We start from the raw sequence: 18,369 nt of genomic DNA on the forward strand, positions 1-18,369 counted from the left end.
AGGACAGGGAAGCCCCGTCCTCCGCAGTCTGAAGGTCAGACGATCAGCTGGCGAGCCAGGCGTTGAACTTCTCGGCCAGTTCCGCATCGTGATCGGCCCAGAAGGTCGGGTCGGTCCAGATCGGGTTCTTCATGTTTTCCGGGTTGGTCGGCATGTAGGGCGCCATCTCGGTCTTGCCGTCCTTGTACATGCCGATCAGCGCGTTCGACGATTTCCGGGCCGGGCCGTAGGCGATGTATTTCGCCTGGTCAGCGAGGCGCTGGGTGTCGGTCGAGAAGGCGAGGAACTTCATCGCGTCTTCCAGATGCGGCGCACCCTTCGGGATCACCCAGAGGTCGTAGTCCATGTATTCGCCGTCCCAGATCGTGCCGAAGGGCTTGCCCTCGCCCACTTCGGCGGCGAAGAAGCGGCCGTTATAGCCGGTGGTCATCACCACTTCGCCATCGGCGAGCAGCTGCGGCGGCTGCGCGCCGGCTTCCCACCACACGATGTCCTTCTTGATGCTGTCGAGCTTCTTGAAGGCGCGCGCCACGCCCTCGTCGGTGCCGAGCACCTCATAGACCTGGTCAGGGGCGACGCCATCGGCGACGAGCGCCATTTCCATCGTGCGCTTGGCGGTCTTCAGCAGGCCGCGCTTGCCCGGGTATTTGGTGGTGTCGAAGAAGTCGGCCAGCGTCGAGGGCTCGTTGCCTTCGAACTTGGTCTTGTCATAGGCGACGACCGTGCCCCAGACGATGTTCGCGACGGCGCAGTCCTGGATCGCGCCCGGCACGAAGTCCTCGGTCGCCGGGGTGCCATCGGGCGCGGGCGGCAGGATCGCCGGGTCGATCGGCTCGAGCAGGCCCTCGTCGCACATGCGGATCGCGTCGGAGAGCTCGACGTCGGAGAGGTCGATCGAGACGTTGCCGGCCTCGGTCTGCGCCTTCACCGGGGTCGCCGGATTGTCGGCGTCGATCGAGTTGATCTTGATGCCGGTCATCTCGGTGAAGGGCTTGTGATAGGCCTCGACCTGCGAAACGGTGTAGGACCCGCCCCAGGAGACGATGTTGAGCTCCTGCGCCGAGGCGGCATAGCCCGTCGCCACCAGCGCGGTGGTGAGGATCAAAAGTTTCTTCATGGTTTACTCCCCTGTTGGTCTTGTCTGACTTCTGTTGGTCTTGTCTGACTTGTCGTCATTTCTGTCGGCGCGACGGTTCCGCCGCCCGCGTTTTTGAGCGGCGCCCGCTCACATCGGGTCGAGGGCGCGCGCGTCCTGCGGATGCCAGCCGATCTTCAGCTTCTCGCCCGGGTGCAGGCGGGTCTGGCCGAGGGTGTTGCGCGACTTCATCACGAAGTCGTCGATCCCGGCGACCCGCATCCGGGTGCGGAAGATGTCGCCCATGTAGATCACCTCGAGCACCTCGGCGTCGATCATGTGCGCGCCCGGCGGCATCATCTCGGGCTTGAACTCGATGCGCTCAGGGCGGATCGAGACCAGCGTGTCCTGGCCGACATGGCGGATGTTGACGGGCGTCGCGCTGATCAGCTCGCCGGTCTGGAGCCGAACCGTGCAGGTTTCCTCATCGAGGCTCTCGACGGTGCCGGGCAGCTTGTTGTTCTCGCCGATGAACTGGGCGACGAAGCTGTTCTTCGGCCGCTCGTAAAGCTCGTCCGGCGGGGCAAGCTGCTGGATCCGGCCGTCGTTGAACACCGCGACGCGGTCCGACATCGTCAGCGCCTCTCCCTGGTCGTGGGTGACATAGACCACGGTGATGCCAAGCCGCTCGTGCAGCGCCTTGATCTCGAACTGCATGTGCTCGCGCAGCTGCTTGTCGAGGGCGCCGAGCGGTTCGTCCATCAGCACCAGCTCGGGGTCGAAGACCAGGGCCCGGGCGAGCGCGATGCGCTGCTGCTGGCCGCCCGACATCTGTGCGGGGCGACGGTTGGCGAACTTGCCCATCTGCACCATGTCGAGGGCGCGCGTCACTTTCGCCTCGCGCTCGGACTTGGCCATGCCCCGCACCTCGAGCGGAAAGGCCAGGTTCTCGGCCACCGTCATATGCGGGAAAAGCGCGTAGTTCTGGAACACCATGCCGATCCCGCGCTTGTGCGGCGGAAGGTGGTTGATGTTCGTCCCGCCAAGGCGTATCTCGCCGTGCGTGGCGGTTTCGAATCCCGCCAGCATCATCAGGCAGGTTGTCTTGCCCGAGCCGGACGGGCCGAGCATGGTCAGGAATTCGCCCTTGCCGATCGAGAGGTTGAGGTCCTTCACCACCAGAGTTTCGCCGTCATAGCTCTTCTGGACGTGATCGAATACGACGAAACCTTCGTCGGTCGTTGCAGTCGTCAAATTCGGGCTCCCCTGTCGTTTTTTGTGGTTCGTTTGCTCCCGTGGGGGAAACTTAAACAAGCGCGCATCAGGAATTCAACAAGGAAAACCCGTTACGACGAAATGGGGCCGAAGCGGACCGATCGTCGTCACGGAACCGTCAGAAAGCGTCGCCCTGGGCGCGAAGCGCGACCTGCCCTCTGCGTCAGACTGTCCATTTTCAAGGCAGTGCAACAACGCGTCCCGCACCGCACGCAGACGCGGCGTCAGCCAGGGGCGGCCGTCGCGGCTCGAATCGCACCGCAGGACGGCACCGCCCGCACCCGGCCGGCGAATCGCGGCCCGGGGCACGCGCGTTCATCAATGTCTGGAAACAGGTGCGGGCCGCCCCGCGCCGCCCGCACGGGCGCGCAGGGCAGCGCTCCGCAGGCTCAGCCGAGCCGGGTCTTCACCATCGGGCCGACGGCACCAAAGTCCATCTGCCCGGTGTATTTCGTCTTCAGCTCGGCCATCACGCGGCCCATGTCGCGGATCGAGCTGGCGCCGACCTTGGCGATCGCCGCGTCGATCGCGGCCGTCGTCTCGTCGGCGGTCAGCTGCCGCGGCAGGAACTCCTCGATCACCTTGACCTCGGCGAGTTCCTTCTCGGCCAGCTCGAGCCGGCCGCCCTCTTCATAGGCGCGCGCCGATTCCTGGCGCTGCTTCACCATCTTGCCAAGGATGCCCAGCACCTCGGGATCGCCGATCGACACCGCCTCGCCCTCGGTCCGCATCGCGATCTCGCGATCCTTGATCGCGGCATTGATCAGCCGCAGCGTCGAGAGACGGGCAGCATCCTTTGCCTTCATCGCCTCTTTCAAAGCCGCGGAAAGCCGCTCGCGCATCTGCATCACGTTATCCCCATCTGGATCAAGGGGCTCAGGATACCCCCGCAGGAGCCCCAGCGCAAGCAATGCAAGTTATTGATTTTAAATGAAAACATCTTTTGCCGTAAGGGCCTTGACCCGGCTGTTCTCCCCCCGTAGGTTCCAGCAGATTTTGCCCCGGGGAGTCGCACCATGCCTGCCAGTCACCAGTCATCGGAAAAGCCCACCGCGCTGATCGCGCTGGCAGACGGCCAGCTGTTCTACGGCAAGGGCTTCGGCGCCACCGGCGTCACCGTCGCCGAGCTGGTGTTCAACACCGCGATGACCGGCTATCAGGAGATCATGACCGACCCGAGCTATGCCGGTCAGGTCGTCACCTTCACCTTCCCCCATATCGGCAACGTCGGCGTCAACGCCGAGGATGACGAGACCGCCGAGCCGGTCGCCGCCGGCCTCGTGGTGAAATGGGACCCGACCGATCCCTCGAACTGGCGCGCCACCGACGACCTCGTCGACTGGCTGGTGAAGAAGGGCCGGATCGGCGTCGGCGGCGTCGACACCCGCCGCCTGACCCGCGCGATCCGCCAGCAGGGCGCGCCGCATGTCGCCATCGCCCACGATCCCGAAGGCAACTTCGACATCGAGGCGCTGGTGAAGAAGGCGCGCGAGTGGAAGGGCCTTGTCGGCCTCGACCTCGCCAAGGATGTGACCTGCGCGCAAAGCTACAGCTGGGATGAAAAGCGGTGGGCCTGGCCCGAGGGCTACAGCCGCCGCGAGGGCCCGGGCCTGAAGGTCGTCGCGATCGACTATGGCGCCAAGCGCAACATCCTGCGCTGCCTCGCCTCGGCCGGCTGCGAGGTCACCGTTCTGCCCGCCTCGGCCACCGCCGAGGAGGTGCTGGCGCTGAACCCCGAGGGTGTGTTCCTGTCGAACGGCCCGGGCGACCCGGCCGCGACCGGCGCCTATGCCGTGCCGATGATCAAGGGCATCCTGGACACCGAGCTGCCGCTCTTCGGCATCTGCCTCGGCCACCAGATGCTCGCCCTCGCGCTTGGTGCGAAGACGATCAAGATGAACCACGGCCACCACGGCGCCAACCACCCGGTCAAGGACCTGACCACCGGCAAGGTCGAGATCACCTCGATGAACCACGGCTTCACCGTCGATGCGCAGACCCTGCCGAAGGGCGTGCAGGAGACCCATGTCTCGCTCTTCGACGGCTCGAACTGCGGCATCGCGATGGAGGGGCGGCCGGTGTTCTCGGTGCAGTATCACCCCGAGGCGAGCCCCGGCCCGCAGGACAGCTATTACCTCTTCGAGCGCTTCGCCGAGGCGATGCGCGCCCGCCGCGCCGGCTGAGCGCGGCACAGACAGGACCTTCGGGGGGCGGCTTCGGGACACCGGGCCGCCCCTTTTCCGTCTCCCCCTCCCCGCCGGCACACCGGGCGGCGGGACAAGATTAACGCGACGTTAATCCGACTCGGGAATGCTGTTCCGCGCAACACCAGCGCAGCGAGGGCGGCATGGTCTCGGACAGGGGGGGGCGGATCAGCGGACCGGCGGCGGAGAACACGCCGGGCCTGACCGGCCTGGCCGCCGGGGGGCGCATTGCCGTCCGCGCGCCGCCGGCCCGCATCCCGCGTCCGGTCGCCGGGCGCCGTCCGCTCGGGCGCATCCTGCTCGACCGCGGCGCCGTCGCGCCAGGCGATCTGACCACGGCCCTCGCGCTGCGCGAGCGCGAGGATGTGCGGCTTGGCGACATCCTGCTGACCCATGGCTGGGTGAGCGAGGCGGCGCTGATGGCGGCGCTGGCCGAACAGTGGCAGGCGGCCCTCGTCGATCTTGCCGCCGAGCCCCCCGATCCGCGCCTGATCGATGCGCTCGGGCCGGAGCTGTGCCTTGCCGAGGCGATGGTGCCCTGGCGGCGGATCGGCGCGACCACGGTGATCGCCACCGCGCGGCCCGAGGAGTTCACCCGCCTGCGCGGCGTGTTGCCGGCGAAATTCGCCCCCTACCGGATGGTGCTCGCGCCCGAACGCGCGGTGCATGACGCGCTGCTCGCGCGCCGGCAGACCGCCCTGATCCGCCGCGCCGAATGCCGCGTCGCCGCCGCGGAGAGCTGCCGCAGCCATGACGGCGAGCGCGCCGCGCGCCGCGCGCTCGGGGCGCTCCTCGGGCTGGCCTGCGGGCTGTTTCTGGCACCGGTCGCGGTCTTCGCGCTGCTCTTCGCCTGGACGATCGTCACGCTGGTCCTGACCATGGCGCTCAAGTTCGCCGCCTGGCTTGCCGAGTTGCACCACCGCGCCACCACCCTGCCGCCGCCGCAGATCACCGCGCCGATCCGGCTGCCGGTGATCTCGGTGCTGGTGCCGCTTTTGCACGAAAAAGATATCGCCGGGCGGCTGGTCGCCCGGCTCGGCCGGCTGACCTACCCGCGCGAGCTGCTCGACGTGCTCCTGGTGGTCGAGGAGGCGGACACGCCCACCCGCGACGCGCTGGCCAAGGCCACCTTGCCGCGCTGGATCCGGGTCGTCACCGTGCCGGACGGGCCGATCCGGACGAAGCCGCGCGCGCTGAACTACGCGCTGAACTTCTGCCGCGGCTCGGTGGTCGGGGTCTGGGACGCAGAGGACCGGCCCGATCCCGACCAGCTCCACGCCGTCGCCCGCCGCTTCGCCGAGGCGCCGCCCGAGGTCGCCTGCCTGCAGGGCGTGCTCGATTACTACAGCCCGCGCACGAACTGGCTCTCGCGCTGCTTCACCGTGGAATATGCGGTGTGGTTCCGCGCCGTCCTGCCCGGCGTCGCGCGGCTTGGCCTGGCCGTGCCGCTGGGCGGCACCACGCTCTTCTTCCGCCGCGACCTCCTTGAGGCGGTCGGCGCGTGGGACGCCTTCAACGTCACCGAAGATGCCGATCTCGGCATCCGCCTGGCCCGGCGGGGCCTGCGCACCGAGCTGATCGCCACCGTCACCCAGGAGGAGCCGAACTGCCGCCCCCTGCCCTGGGTGAAGCAGCGCTCGCGCTGGCTGAAGGGCTATGCGATGACCTGGGGGGTGCATATGCGCGCGCCACGGCAGCTGTGGCGCGAACTCGGCGCCTGGCGTTTCCTCGGCCTGCAGGTGATGTTCCTCGGCACGCTGTCGCAATACCTGCTCGCGCCGCTTTCGTGGAGCTGCTGGCTCATCCTGTTCGGGCTGTGGCATCCGGTGCGGGCGCTGCTGTCGCCCGGCAGCGAGACCGCCCTGCTTGTCGCCTTCGGGCTGACCGAGCTCGTCAATCTGGCGGTCGGGTTCTGGGCGGTGCGCGGCGCCGGGCATCGCCACCTGCTGCCCTGGGTGCCGACGCTGCACCTCTATTTCCCGCTCGGCACGCTGGCGGGCTGGAAGGCGATCTACGAGGTGATCGCGAAACCCTTCTACTGGGACAAGACGGCCCATGGCCTGTTCGATGCGCTGCACGAGATCGCCGCCCCCGCAACGCCCGCCCCGGGGCGCGCCCGGCTCCAGCCCGAGCCGGCGCGGCCGCAATGCGCGCCGCTGATCGACTAGCGCCCCTTGCCCGCGCTAGTGCCCGCCCTGGGCATCGAGCTTCAGCCGGGTCTCGAACGCCTTCGAGATATGGGCCCGCAAGGCCGCCGCGGCCCCCGCCTCGTCGCCCTCGCGGATCGCGTCGACGATCGCTTGGTGTTCGGCCAGCGCCGTCTCGCCCCGCCCCTCGGCGGCAAGCGAGGTGGTGGCCAGCAGCGCCATCGAGCGGTGCACGAGGTCGAGCTGCTGCACCAGATAGCGGTTGTGCGAGGCGAGATGGATCTGCCGGTGAAAGCGCTTGTTCGCCTGCGACAGCGCGATCGGGTCGCGGGTGCGGGCGCGGTCCTCGTCGACCATCTCCTGCAGCACCCGCACCTCCTCGGGCGCGGCGTGCTTCGCGGCCAGCGCCGCGGCGAGCGCCTCGAGCTCCGAGCGCACGACATAAAGCTCGGCAAGCTGGTTGTGATCGAGCGAGGCGACGATCAGCGAGCGGCCGTCGCGCGCCAGCATCGACTGCGTCTCGAGCCGCTGCAACGCCTCGCGGACCGGGGTGCGCGACACGCCGAAACGCTCGGCGAGTTCCGATTCCACCAGCCGGTCCCCCGGCCGGTAGACCCCGGCGTCGATCGCCTCGAGGATCAGCGTGTAGGCGTCTTTCTGCATCGTTCCTCTCTCGCGCTTGCGGGGCGCAACCTTAGGAGCGGCGCCGGCCCCTGACAAGCCGGCAATAGGAGAGCCCCCCTTCCCCCCGCCCGACGGCCGGGATAGGGTCCGCGCCATGTCAGCCGCAGATTTCGCACATGTCACCGACTGGGTGTTCGACCTCGACAACACCCTGTACCCGCCCGAGGCCCGTCTCTTCGCCCAGATCGAGGTGAAGATGACCGAATATGTCATGCGCGCGCTCGGCGTCGACCGTGGCGAGGCGAACCGGCTGCGCGACCATTACTGGCGCCTTTACGGCACCACGCTCGCCGGGCTGATGCACGAGCACGGGCTCGACCCGATGCCCTACCTCGCCGAGGTGCACGACATCTCCTTCGACTCGCTCAGCCCCGATCCGGCGCTGCGCGGCGCGATCGGCGATCTGCCCGGGCGCAAGATCGTCTTCACCAACGGCTCGGCCCCCTATGCCCATCGGGTGCTCTCGGCGCGCGGGCTGAGCGGGCTTTTCGACGGGGTCTTCGGCGTCGAGGATGCCGAGTTCCACCCCAAGCCCGAGCCCCGCGCCTTCGAGACCGTCTTCACCAAGGCCGGTATCCGCCCGCCGCAGGCGGCGATGTTCGAGGACGATCCGCGCAACCTTGCCGCGCCGCATGCGATGGGGATGCAGACCGTGCATGTGGCGGCCGACCCCGCCCCCGCGGCGCATATCCAGCACCATACGAACGACCTCACGGGCTTCCTTGCCGCGCTGCGGCATCCGCGACACAGCTGAGCCATTTTGCCCCTGCGACATTGTGGCGCGGTTCCCATGCGCGGCGCCAGCCGCTATTCAGGCCGGACTGTCAGGGAGACAGCCAAGGGAGATTCTGCCATGACCGCCGAGCACGCGGACACCAAAGACAATTCCGCCCAGATGTACCTTCTGGCGCTCGTGATCATCGGCATCGCCGTTGGCCTCGTCGCCTTCATGGGTCTTGGCGGGCTGATCCTCTGGGCCGTTGTGGCCACCTGGATCATGCTGGCCTTCCTCGTGGTGATGACCGCGGGCGGCTGAGCCGTTCCGGCCCGGCAAGACCGACACGGCCCGAGCCCCCGGCTCCGGGCCGTTTTCGCCTGCGACAAGATGGGATCTGGTTCCGTCCGGCCGCGCGCCCTATCAAAGATGCATCGTCGATCCATCATTTCGACCGCATCCGAAAGGGCCTCCCGATGACCACCACCCATCCCGAAACCGGCACCCCCGGCGCCCTTGGCGCCTATCTCATCGCCCTTCTCGTCGTCGCGGGGGCCGCGGCCTCGGTGCTGGTGATGGGGCTCGGCGGGCTGATCCTGTGGTTCGTCGCCCTCACCTTCCTGATCCTCGCCGGCATGATCATCGTCTCCTTCCCGTGACCCGCGGGCGGACCGATCGCCGCACCCGATTGCATCGCGCCGCCCGGCGGGGCATCTTGGGCGCGCTGTAACGGAGGCCCGAGATGGAGCAACAGACCCTGCGCACGACCGATATCCTGATCTCGGGTGGCGGTGTCGCCGGCCTGACCGCCGCGGCGGCCTTTGGCGCGGCCGGCTTCACCACGATCTGCGTCGACCCGCAGCCGCCGGTCACCGCCGAGGGCGAGGCCGGGGCCGACATGCGCACCACCGCCTTCCTGCACCCCTCGCGCGCGGTGCTGGAACGCGCCGGGCTCTGGGCGCGGCTCGCCCCCTATGCGGCGCCCTTGCAGATCATGCGCATCATCGACGCGGGCGGGGCCGAGCCCGTCGCCCGGCTCACCCGTGATTTCGACGCGGCCGACCTCTCGGACGAGCCCTTCGGCTGGAACTTCCCGAACTGGCTCCTGCGGCGCGAGATGGTGGCGCGACTGGCCGAGCTGCCGCTCGTCGATTTCCGCCCGGGCGTCGCGACGACCGGCCTTGTCAGCCGCGAAAGCGGCGCCGAGGTGACGCTGTCGGACGGCAGCCGGGTGCGCGCCCGGCTGGTGGTGGCCGCCGATGGCCGCAACTCCTTCATCCGCGAGGCCGCGGGCATCCCGGTGAAGACCACGCGCTATGGCCAGAAGGCGCTTGCCTTCGCCGTCACCCACCCGCTGCCGCACAATGACGTCTCGACCGAGATCCACCGCTCGGGCGGCCCCTTCACCCTGATCCCGCTGCCCGATCGCGACGGGCTGCACAGCTCGGCCGTCGTCTGGATGGAGCGCGGCGCCGAGGCCGAACGTCTCGCCGCCCTGCCGGTGCCCGAATTCGAGGCGGCGATGACTGCGCGCTCGACCGGGCTTCTCGGCCCGCTCACCCTCGTCACCCGCCGCTCGGTCTGGCCGATGATGACGCAGATCGCCGCGCGCTTCGCGGCCGAACGCGTCGCGCTCATTGCCGAGGCCGCGCATGTGATCCCGCCGATCGGGGCGCAGGGTCTGAACATGTCGCTCGCCGATCTCAGCTGCCTGCTGGGCCTTGCCGAGAAGGACCCGGCGCATCTGGGCGAGGCCGCGATGCTCGCGGCCTACACCCGTCGGCGCTGGCCCGAAGTGAAGGCGCGCGAGATCGGCATCGACTTCCTCAACCGCGCCTCGATGGTCGAGCCCCGGCCGCTGCGCGACCTGCGGGCGGGGGTTCTGGGCGCGCTCTACTCGCTCAAGCCGGTGCGCAGGACGCTGATGCGGGCGGGGCTTGGCGTGCGCTGAACAGACAGGGGGGGCGCTGCCCCCCTCGGCCTGCGGCCTCACCCCCCGGGATATTTGAGGCAATTGGAAGACAAGGGCTTTCCGGCTTCCAATTGCCTCAAATATCCCGGGGTGAATTGCCCCGCAGGGGCAAGAGGGGCAGCGCCCCTCACACGCTCACCACCTCGCGCAGCGCCTCGCGGGTGAGCGACACCTTCGTCCCCTCCATCGCCACCGCGCCGCGCTTGAGCACATAGAAGCGGTCGCCGAGATCGTGGGCGAAGTCGAAATACTGCTCGACCAGGATGATCGCGATGTCGCCGCGCGCGCGCAGATAGGCGATGACGCGGCCGATCTGCTGGATGATATTGGGCTGGATGCCCTCGGTCGGCTCGTCGAGCAGCAGGATCTTCGGCTTCATCAGCATCGCCCGGGCAATCGCCAGCTGTTGCTGCTGCCCGCCCGAGAGATCGCCGCCGCGGCGGTGCAGGAACTCTTTCAGGATCGGGAACAGATCATAGATCTCGTCGGGGATGAAGCGCTCGGATTTCGGCAAGACGGCGAAGGCGGTTTCCAGGTTCTCGCGCACGCTGAGCAGCGGAAAGATCATCCGCCCCTGCGGCACATAGCCGAGGCCGCGCCGCGCCATGCCCTGCGGCGCCACCCGCGGCACCTCCTCGCCATCGAGGACAAGCGTGCCGCCCGAGCGCGGATGGGTGCCCGAGATCGCCTTCAGGAGCGAGGTCTTGCCCACGCCATTGGTGCCCATGATGCAGGTCACCTCGCCCGCCTTCGCCACCATGTCGATGCCGTAGAGGATCTGCGATCCGCCGTAGTGAAGCGTAAGCCCCTTGGTTTCCAGCATGTTCAGCGCCCCAGATAGACTTCGATGACCTGCCGGTCGGCGGTGACGTGATCGAGCGAGCCCTCGGCCAGCACCGATCCCTCATGCAGCACGGTGACGCGGCAGTTCAGCCGGCGCACGAAGTCCATGTCGTGCTCGACCACCACCACGGCGCGCGTCTTCGCCAGATCGACGAGCAGCGCGGTGGTCTGCTCGCGCTCGGCCAAGGTCATGCCGGCGGCGGGCTCGTCGACCAGCAAAAGCCGCGGCTCCTGCGCCAGCAGCATACCGATCTCGAGCCATTGTTTCTGACCATGCGACAATTCCCCGGATTTCCGCGTCAGGCTGTCGGCAAGCCCGACCTGCGCCGCCAGCGCCGCAACGCGGGCGTGATCGGCCGGGCGCGGGCGCCAGACCAGCACCTTCCAGGGCGCGCGTGCGGCCTTCAGCGCGATCATCAGGTTCTCGGCCACCGACTGGTCCTCGAACACCGTCGGGCGCTGGAACTTGCGGCCGATGCCGGCACGGGCGATCTGCGCCTCGTTCATCCGCAGCAGGTTGACCGATTTCTCGCCCCAGAGCACGCGGCCCTCGTCGGGCCGGGTCTTGCCGGTGACGATATCCATGAAGGTGGTCTTGCCCGCCCCGTTCGGGCCGATCACCGCGCGCAGTTCGGCCGGGCCGATCGAGAAGGACAGGTTGTTGATCGCCCGGAAGCCGTCGAAGGAAACGGAGATGCCGGAGACCTCGAGCAGCGCCCTCATTCCACCGCCTCCTCTTCGCGCAGTGCGCCGTCATCGGGACCGAGCGGATCGCCCCCGCGCCAGGGCGCCCGCAGCCCGGCAAGCAGGTCGACAAGCCCCGAGAGCCCCTTCGGCGCGAAGAGCGTGACCAGAACGAAGCTGAGGCCCAGCAGCACCTGCCACCAGTCGACCCATTTCAGCGTGTAGAGGCCAAGGTTCAGGTCGGGCGCCCGTCCGCCGGTGAACCAGGTCGAGACGAGCGAGACGAAACCCGCCCCCATCACCGCGCCGTAAAGCCGGCCCCTGCCGCCGATCGCCACCCAGACCGCGAGATAGATCGAGGCGATCGGCGCCATCTCGGCCGGGTTGATGATGCCCGCCTGCGGATAGTAGAGCGCGCCGGCGATCGCGGCGATCACCGCGGTCAGGGTGAAGACGAAGAGCTTGTAGCCCTCGACCGAATAGCCGAGGAACCGCACCCGCGCCTCGTCATCGCGGATGCCGCGCATCACCGAGCCGAACTTGCCCGAGGTGACGAAGCTCGCGAGCAGATAGCCGAGGCCGAGCGCCGCGGCCGAGGCCCAGAGGAACCAGACCGACAGGTGGTCCTGATCGGCGGCGAGGCCGGGGATGTTCTGCAGCCCCGAGAGCCCGTTGTTGCCGCGCAGGCCGGAGTCGTTCTGGAAGAGGTAGAGCGAGAGCGCGAGGGTCATCGCCTGGGTCAGGATCGAGAGATACACCCCGGTGACGCGCGAGCGGAAGGCGAGCCAGCCGAAGACGAGCGCGAGCAGCCCCGGCACCAGCACGACGAACAGGAGCTGCATCGGCAGCGATCCGGCGAAGTGCCAGATCGCGGGCAGCTCGGAGGAGCCGACGACGCCGAAGATCTGCGTCGCGATCGCGTCGCTCATCTCCTGCGGCGTCATCGGCAGCACGCCCGCGGCGGAGGCGAGCACGATCTCGCGGGTGCGGGCAGCCATCAGCCACATGCCGATCATGTAGCCGCCAAGCCCGAAGAAGGCGAAATGGCCGAGGCTGAGGATGCCGGTATAGCCCCAGACCAGATCCATCGCGATCGCGATCAGGCACAGGCACAGCGTCTTGCCCAGCGTCTTCACCATCGAGGTCGAGACGATCTCGGCCCCGTAGGCGGTCGAGAGCAGCGTCACCGCGAGGGTGAAGAGCGCGAGCAGCGCGAGGAAGGTGAGAACCGAGGGGTTCTTTGCGAGGAAGCCGGGTTTCATCTCTGGGCCTCGGGGATTGCGGCGGCGTGCCGGGGGGCCAGCCCCCCGGGCCCCCCGGAGTATTTTTGCCAAGAAAAAGGCAAGGCGAGGGAAGAGTGCCGGGTCATGCTCAATCCCCCGCCGCGCGGCCCTTGAGGGCGATGATGCCCCGCGGCCGGAACTGGATGAAGATGATGATGAAGAGGATCATGTAGGTCTGCGCGGCGAGCGTGTTCGAGGGGTTCAGCGCCTCGATCCCCTTTTGCAGGAAGCCGACGAGCGTGGCGCCGGCGAGCGTGCCCCAGATATTGCCGACGCCGCCGACAACCACGGTCATGAAGCTTTGCACGATGTAATCGGAGCCGAGTTCCGAGGTGACCTTGGCGAAAAGCCCGATCGCCACCCCCGCGATGCCCGCAATGCCCGAGCCAAGGCCGAAGGCCAGCATGTTGATGCGGTCGGGGTTGATCCCCATCGAGGCCGCCATCGAGGGGTTCTGCGTCACCGCCCGGACCTCGAGGCCGAGCCGCGTGCGCTTCATCACCCAGAGGTAGAGGGCGAGGAAGACGAGCGCGAGCACGAAGATCGCGATCCGGATGTAGGAGATGCCGACGATGTCGTTCAGCGTCCAGGCGCCGTCGAGCCAGCCGGGCGCGGTGAGCGGGCGGGCCTGGGTGCCGAAGATGTTCTTGAACAGCTGCTGCAGCGCGATCGAGATGCCGAAGGTGGCCAAGAGCGTTTCCAGCGGGCGCTTGTAGAGGTGGCGGATCACCAGCCGTTCCATCGCCACGCCCGCGGTGAAGGTGACGGCGAAGGCGAGCGGCAGCGCCACGAGAAGCGAGGCGGTGTAATCGTGGATCCAGAGCTGCACGACATAGCCGGTATAGGCGCCCATGGTGATGAACTCGCCATGCGCCATGTTGATCACCCCCATCACCCCGAAGGTGATGGCAAGCCCGATCGCCGCGAGGAAGTAGATCGAGGCGAGCGAGAGCGCATCGAGGCCAAGGTCGATCCCCTGCATCGCGTCGACCTTGAGCGAGACCGATTGCAGCGCCGCGGCGGCGGCCGTGGTGACGGCGGCGTCGGGCTCGGCGTAGATCTCGGCATAGCGGTGTGCCGCGACAGCGCGCGCGACCTCGTCATCGGTGGCGGCGGCGGGAACGGCACCGGCCGCTTCGAGCGCGGTATAGGCGGCGTCGCGCTTTGCCGGGTCGTCGAGCGCGGCCAGCGGCACGCCGCCGACCGTGCCGTTCTCCACATGCGCCTCGAGTGCCGCGCGCAGGTCGGCCCGCGACAGACGCCTGGGCGCCAGCCCCTGGGCCACGAGCAGCGCATAGGCCTCCTCGGCGCTGAAGCCGCCCTGCCCCGGGCGCAGTTCCGTGGCCACGTTGCCGATGGGGGCGCCGTCGAAGGCCTTGCGCGTGGTGGTCAGGATCGGGTTCAGCGCGCCGCGGAAATCAAGCCCCATGTCGGCGCCGAAGCCCCCGATCGCGGCGACGCGGTCGGCGGGCGTGGCGCCGAAACGGATGGTCAGAAGGCCGAGCAGGCGTTCCTTCTGCGCCTTGATCGCCGGATCACCCTCGCCGGCGATCGAGGCGGCGAGCGGGGCCAGATGCTCGGCCCCGCCTTCGCGGGCAAGCGCCTCGAGCGCGGCGCGGCGCTGCGCGGGGTCGGGATCGGCGAGCTGGAACTGCACCAGTGCTGCCGCGATCAGCCCGCGCACGCCGGAATTCGGCTTGATCTCGGCGATCTCGGCTTTCGGCGCGGTGCCGGCCGGGGCGCCGCTGACCGGGTCGCTCAGCGCATAGCCGGCGCCCTGCTTTTCGACCGCGAAGATCGCCCCGTCGGTCTTGCGTTGGCCAAGCCGCTTGTCGGCCCAGGCGGCGAGGAAGCCGGGCGCCCCCTCTCCCGCCGCGACGATCGCCGCCACCACCGGGCCGATCGTCTGGCGCGAGGGCTTGGCGATCGCCTCGGCATTCGCCGCGATCACCGCCGCGAGGCCGGTCACGGCCGGGGCGGACACCCTCGGTTCGGACGGAACGGGGGCGGCGCTTTCCTGTGCGAGGCCGGGCAACGCGAGGCACAGCGAGGCACTCAGCGCCAGAAGGAGTTTGCGCATCTCGGTTTCCCTGCAAGGGTCGTCGGAGGGGGCGCGAACGCCCCCTCCTGGGTGCCAAAGCCGATCAGTAGTTCGACTTCAGCTGAACGCAGGTCTTGGTGTCGGTGTTGTACATGCCGCATTTGAGCGTCTTCCAGTCCGACTCGAGCACCGCGGATTCGGGCAGGAAATCGGTCCAGGCATCGCCCGGCACCGGGTCGGTCTGCGAGATGATGTCGAACTGACCGTCCGCCTGGATCTCGCCGATCAGCACCGGCTTCGTCAGGTGGTGGTTCGGCAGCATCTCGGCCGTGGTGCCGGTGAGGTTCGGGAATTTCTGCCCGATCATCGCGTCCTCGACCTTGTCGACATTGGTGGTGCCGGCCTCGGTCACCGCATTCACCCACATGTTGAAGCCGATATAGGTGGCCTCCATCGGGTCATTGGTGACGCGCTTGTCGTTGCCGGTGAACTTGTGCCAGCCGTCGATGAAGGCCTTGTTCTCGGGCGTATCGGCGCTCTCAAAGTAGTTCCAGGCGGCGAGCTGGCCGACGAGGTTCTTCAGATCGCCCTCGCCGAGCCCAGAAAGCTCCTCCTCGCCCACCGAGAAGGCGACGACGGGGATGTCCTCGGCGGTGATCCCCGAGGCCGCGAGCTCCTTGTAAAAGCCGATGTTCGCATCGCCGTTGATCGTCGAGATCACCCCCACCTTCTTGCCGTCGGCGCCAAGCGCCTTGACGTCGGCCACGATCTTCGACCAGTCAGACTGCCCGAAGGGGGTATAGTTCACGAAGATGTCGCTCTCGGCGATGCCCTTCGACTTGAGATAGGCGGTGAGGATGTTGTTCGTGGTGCGCGGATAGACATAATCGGTGCCAAGCAGCGCGAATTTCTGCACGCCGAGCTCGTTCAGGAAATAGTCCACCGCCGGGATCGCCTGCTGGTTCGGCGCGGCGCCAGTGTAGAACACGTTGTACGAGCTTTCCTCGCCCTCGTATTGCACCGGGTAGAACAGCAGCCCGTTCAGTTCCTCGAGCACCGGCAGCACCGACTTGCGGCTGACCGAGGTCCAGCAGCCGAAGATCACATCGACCTTGTCGACGGAGATCAGCTCGCGCGCCTTCTCGGCAAACAGCGGCCAGTCGGAGGCCGGATCGACCACCACCGGCTCGATCTTCTTGCCCAGAAGCCCGCCCTTCTTGTTCTGTTCGTCGATCAGCATCAGGACGGTGTCCTTCAGCGTCGTTTCCGAGATCGCCATCGTCCCCGACAGCGAGTGCAGCACGCCGACCTTGATCGTGTCGCCTTCGGCGAGCGCGCCGCCCGCCGAGAACAGCGTGGCCAGCGCCGCACCCGCCATCAGTTTGCCAAACCGCGTCATCGTGAAAATCCCCCTGTTCCGGCCCGTCGTTCGATGCGCGGGCAGATTGTCTGCCGCCGGTTGCGGCGGCGCGGCCCGGTTCTGATGCCGCTGAGATCAACAGAGCGCAGCACGCCGCGCTGCGGCAAGAGATGGCGGGCGCGGCGCTCACGCCGCCCGCACGAATTCGTGAGTTAAGCCCGAAAAACATGCAAATGCCCGGGCATCGCGCAATGCCCGGGCACCATTTCGATCAATTTGTCGGTTTTTCTGCCAATCAGGTCGGAATCTCCGCCAGGGCGAGCCCCCCTTCGCGCTCGAGAAAGGCGATGATCTCGGCGACGCCCCGGCCCTGGCGCAGCTGTGCCATGACATAGGGCCGGGCGCCGCGCGCGCGCTGCGTGTCCGCCTCAAGAAGCACCGGATCGACGCCGACATAGGGCGCAAGGTCGGTCTTGTTCACCACCAGCAGGTCCGAACGGGTGACACCCGGGCCGCGCTTGCGCGGGATGTCCTGCCCCGCCGCGGTGTCGATCACATAGATCGTCAGATCGGCCAGTTCCGGGCTGAAGGTGGCGGCCAGGTTGTCGCCGCCCGACTCGATCAGCACGAGGTCGAGGTCCGGGAAGGCCGCGTTCAGCTCGGCGATGGCCGCAAGGTTGATCGAGGCATCCTCGCGGATCGCGGTATGCGGACAGCCGCCGGTCTCGACGCCGCGGATGCGCTCGGCCGGCAGCACCTGCGCCCGCATCAGCGCCTCCGCATCCTCGCGGGTGTAGATGTCATTCGTCACCACCGCCATCGAGAGCCGATGGCCGAGGGCGCGGCACAGCTGTTCGGTCAGCGTGGTCTTGCCCACGCCCACCGGGCCCCCGATGCCGACGCGAAGCGGTCCGTTCGTCATGTCTTGAAGATCCTTACATCGAGCGTTTCATGCGCCGCCGCCTGCAGCTCGGCGCGGAAGGCCGCGCTGGCCAGATCGGCGCGCGTGGCGGTGGCCGCGCGGGCGGCCAGAGCGGCGATCATCGGGTGCAGGCCAGCCAGCACCGACTGCCCCGCGGATTGTCCCAAAGGGATAAATCTGACCCCCGCCGAGACCAGGTTCGAGGCGAAGGAATGTTGGAAAAGTGCAATCACCTGCCCGGCCGGAAGGGCCAGGCCGCGCGCCGCCCGGGCCACTGCAAGCGGCAGCGGCAGCGGCGCAAGCGGCGTGCCGGTCATCTCCGCCTGCGCCCGGGTGAAGGCCGCGCCCTGCGCCTCGGTCTCATGCAGCCGCTCGGCACTGCCGGCCAGCGCCCGGGCAAGCCCCGCGAGCGGCGCAAGATCCTCGCCGCGCAGCGCACAGGCCAGCAGCACCGCGTCGTTCCAGCCCGCCCCATCGGCGAGGATGTCGGCAAGCCAGGCCGCCAGCGCCGGCGCATCGCGCACGTCGCCCTCCGCCACCGCCTGTTCAAGCCCGTGGCTATAGGCGAAGGCGCCGGTCGGGAAGGCCGGCGACAGCCATTGCACGAGGCTGAGCAGGCCAAGCGCCTCAGGGGTGGACATGGAACTGCCCCGGCCCGTGCGAATGCCCCGCCCCGGAATGGCCGTGATCGTGGCCCATCGTGCGCCCGATGCCATAGGCGCCGCCCTCGGGGGCGAAGGGCTCGACCGTCGCCGTGACCCGCGCGCCAAGCTGGCGCAGCATCGCCTCGAGCACATGATCGGCGCGGATGACGAGCCGCGTGGGCTCGATCTGGCAGGGCGTGTGGCGGTTGCCGATGTGCCAGGCGAGGCGCGCCAGATCGCCCGAGATGCTCAGCACCGGCTCGAGCCCGCAGCGCACCTCGACGAGGCGCCCGTCATCGAGGCGGAACGCCTCGCCGCCGGTCAGGTTCACCACCTCGGGCAGGTCGGCAAGGAAGGCAAGCCCTCCCGCCGCGACCAGCCGCTTGCGGCGCAGGAAACGCCCCTCGTAGTCAAGCGCGACGTGATCGGCCGCGCCCAGCCACTGGCCCTTCGGCACCACGGCCTGCGCATGGGGAAGTTCTGTCATCTCGGACCTTCGTTGTTAGACGTTTCTTAAAGA

General features: G+C 68.3%; 18 protein-coding genes. 6 read left to right on the forward strand and 12 right to left on the reverse strand.

Annotated features, from left to right (window positions below):
• Positions 1-43 precede the first annotated feature (43 nt).
• From EOW66_RS01315 to EOW66_RS01325, 3 genes are all read right to left on the reverse strand, one after another.
• Positions 44-1,117: an ABC transporter substrate-binding protein gene (locus EOW66_RS01315; protein ID WP_128154225.1), complete on the reverse strand. Its 1,074-nt coding sequence runs from the start codon at positions 1,115-1,117 to the stop codon at positions 44-46.
• A gap of 108 nt (positions 1,118-1,225) precedes the next feature.
• Positions 1,226-2,329: an ABC transporter ATP-binding protein gene (locus EOW66_RS01320; RefSeq protein ID WP_128154227.1), complete on the reverse strand. Its 1,104-nt coding sequence runs from the start codon at positions 2,327-2,329 to the stop codon at positions 1,226-1,228.
• A gap of 410 nt (positions 2,330-2,739) precedes the next feature.
• A complete protein-coding gene (locus EOW66_RS01325) occupies positions 2,740-3,198 on the reverse strand; it encodes a GatB/YqeY domain-containing protein (RefSeq protein WP_113900897.1) in 459 nt (152 codons plus the stop codon).
• Positions 3,199-3,366: 168 nt separating this feature from the next.
• On the opposite strand from EOW66_RS01325, the gene carA reads away from it, so the two are divergent.
• Together carA and EOW66_RS01335 are read left to right on the forward strand one after the other, a co-directional pair.
• Positions 3,367-4,533 carry a glutamine-hydrolyzing carbamoyl-phosphate synthase small subunit gene (gene carA, locus EOW66_RS01330; protein WP_128154228.1) on the forward strand — a complete coding sequence of 389 codons (1,167 nt, stop codon included), beginning with the start codon at positions 3,367-3,369 and terminating at the stop codon, positions 4,531-4,533.
• A gap of 164 nt (positions 4,534-4,697) precedes the next feature.
• Positions 4,698-6,722, forward strand: coding sequence for a glycosyltransferase family 2 protein (locus tag EOW66_RS01335; protein WP_128154230.1), 2,025 nt, complete (start codon positions 4,698-4,700; stop codon positions 6,720-6,722).
• 15 nt (positions 6,723-6,737) lie between these two features.
• Here the strand turns inward: EOW66_RS01335 and EOW66_RS01340 are convergent, their stop codons facing one another.
• A complete protein-coding gene (locus tag EOW66_RS01340) occupies positions 6,738-7,364 on the reverse strand; it encodes a GntR family transcriptional regulator (RefSeq protein WP_128154231.1) in 627 nt (208 codons plus the stop codon).
• Positions 7,365-7,479: 115 nt separating this feature from the next.
• On the opposite strand from EOW66_RS01340, the gene EOW66_RS01345 reads away from it, so the two are divergent.
• The 4 genes from EOW66_RS01345 to EOW66_RS01360 all read left to right on the forward strand — a co-directional run bounded on the left by EOW66_RS01345 (position 7,480) and on the right by EOW66_RS01360 (position 10,051).
• A complete protein-coding gene (locus EOW66_RS01345; protein WP_128154233.1) occupies positions 7,480-8,139 on the forward strand; it encodes a pyrimidine 5'-nucleotidase in 660 nt (219 codons plus the stop codon).
• Between the two features lie 99 nt (positions 8,140-8,238).
• Positions 8,239-8,421: a hypothetical protein gene (locus EOW66_RS01350; protein WP_128147574.1), complete on the forward strand. Its 183-nt coding sequence runs from the start codon at positions 8,239-8,241 to the stop codon at positions 8,419-8,421.
• Positions 8,422-8,576: 155 nt separating this feature from the next.
• Positions 8,577-8,759, forward strand: coding sequence for a hypothetical protein (locus tag EOW66_RS01355; RefSeq protein WP_113900903.1), 183 nt, complete (start codon positions 8,577-8,579; stop codon positions 8,757-8,759).
• Between the two features lie 83 nt (positions 8,760-8,842).
• Positions 8,843-10,051, forward strand: coding sequence for a UbiH/UbiF family hydroxylase (locus EOW66_RS01360; RefSeq protein WP_128154235.1), 1,209 nt, complete (start codon positions 8,843-8,845; stop codon positions 10,049-10,051).
• 148 nt (positions 10,052-10,199) lie between these two features.
• Here the strand turns inward: EOW66_RS01360 and urtE are convergent, their stop codons facing one another.
• From urtE to EOW66_RS01400, 8 genes are all read right to left on the reverse strand, one after another.
• Entirely contained in the window at positions 10,200-10,895 is a 696-nt protein-coding gene (gene urtE, locus EOW66_RS01365; protein WP_128154237.1) for an urea ABC transporter ATP-binding subunit UrtE, read from the reverse strand.
• A 2-nt stretch (positions 10,896-10,897) separates the two neighbouring features.
• Positions 10,898-11,638, reverse strand: a complete 741-nt coding sequence (gene urtD / locus EOW66_RS01370) for an urea ABC transporter ATP-binding protein UrtD (protein WP_128154239.1) — start codon at positions 11,636-11,638, stop codon at positions 10,898-10,900.
• Positions 11,635-12,861 carry an urea ABC transporter permease subunit UrtC gene (gene urtC, locus EOW66_RS01375; protein ID WP_128154241.1) on the reverse strand — a complete coding sequence of 409 codons (1,227 nt, stop codon included), beginning with the start codon at positions 12,859-12,861 and terminating at the stop codon, positions 11,635-11,637. The genes urtD and urtC overlap by 4 nt, the downstream gene beginning before the upstream one ends.
• A gap of 109 nt (positions 12,862-12,970) precedes the next feature.
• Positions 12,971-14,962 (reverse strand): urea ABC transporter permease subunit UrtB, encoded by a 1,992-nt coding sequence (gene urtB, locus EOW66_RS01380; RefSeq protein WP_128154243.1) that lies wholly within the window; start codon positions 14,960-14,962, stop codon positions 12,971-12,973.
• A 64-nt stretch (positions 14,963-15,026) separates the two neighbouring features.
• Positions 15,027-16,322 carry an urea ABC transporter substrate-binding protein gene (gene urtA, locus EOW66_RS01385; protein WP_128154245.1) on the reverse strand — a complete coding sequence of 432 codons (1,296 nt, stop codon included), beginning with the start codon at positions 16,320-16,322 and terminating at the stop codon, positions 15,027-15,029.
• Between the two features lie 256 nt (positions 16,323-16,578).
• The gene (ureG, locus tag EOW66_RS01390) at positions 16,579-17,205 is read right to left on the reverse strand and encodes an urease accessory protein UreG (protein WP_128154246.1); all 627 of its coding nucleotides are present in this window, start codon (positions 17,203-17,205) and stop codon (positions 16,579-16,581) included.
• On the reverse strand, positions 17,202-17,846 hold the full coding sequence (locus EOW66_RS01395; protein WP_128154248.1) for an urease accessory protein UreF: 645 nt from the start codon (positions 17,844-17,846) through the stop codon (positions 17,202-17,204). The genes ureG and EOW66_RS01395 overlap by 4 nt, the downstream gene beginning before the upstream one ends.
• Positions 17,833-18,336: an urease accessory protein UreE gene (locus tag EOW66_RS01400; protein WP_128154250.1), complete on the reverse strand. Its 504-nt coding sequence runs from the start codon at positions 18,334-18,336 to the stop codon at positions 17,833-17,835. Before EOW66_RS01400 ends, EOW66_RS01395 begins: the two co-directional genes overlap by 14 nt.
• Positions 18,337-18,369: the final 33 nt, after the last annotated feature.

This window comes from Paenirhodobacter huangdaonensis (assembly GCF_004022465.1).
GTDB classification, from domain to species: domain Bacteria; phylum Pseudomonadota; class Alphaproteobacteria; order Rhodobacterales; family Rhodobacteraceae; genus Rhodobacter; species Rhodobacter huangdaonensis.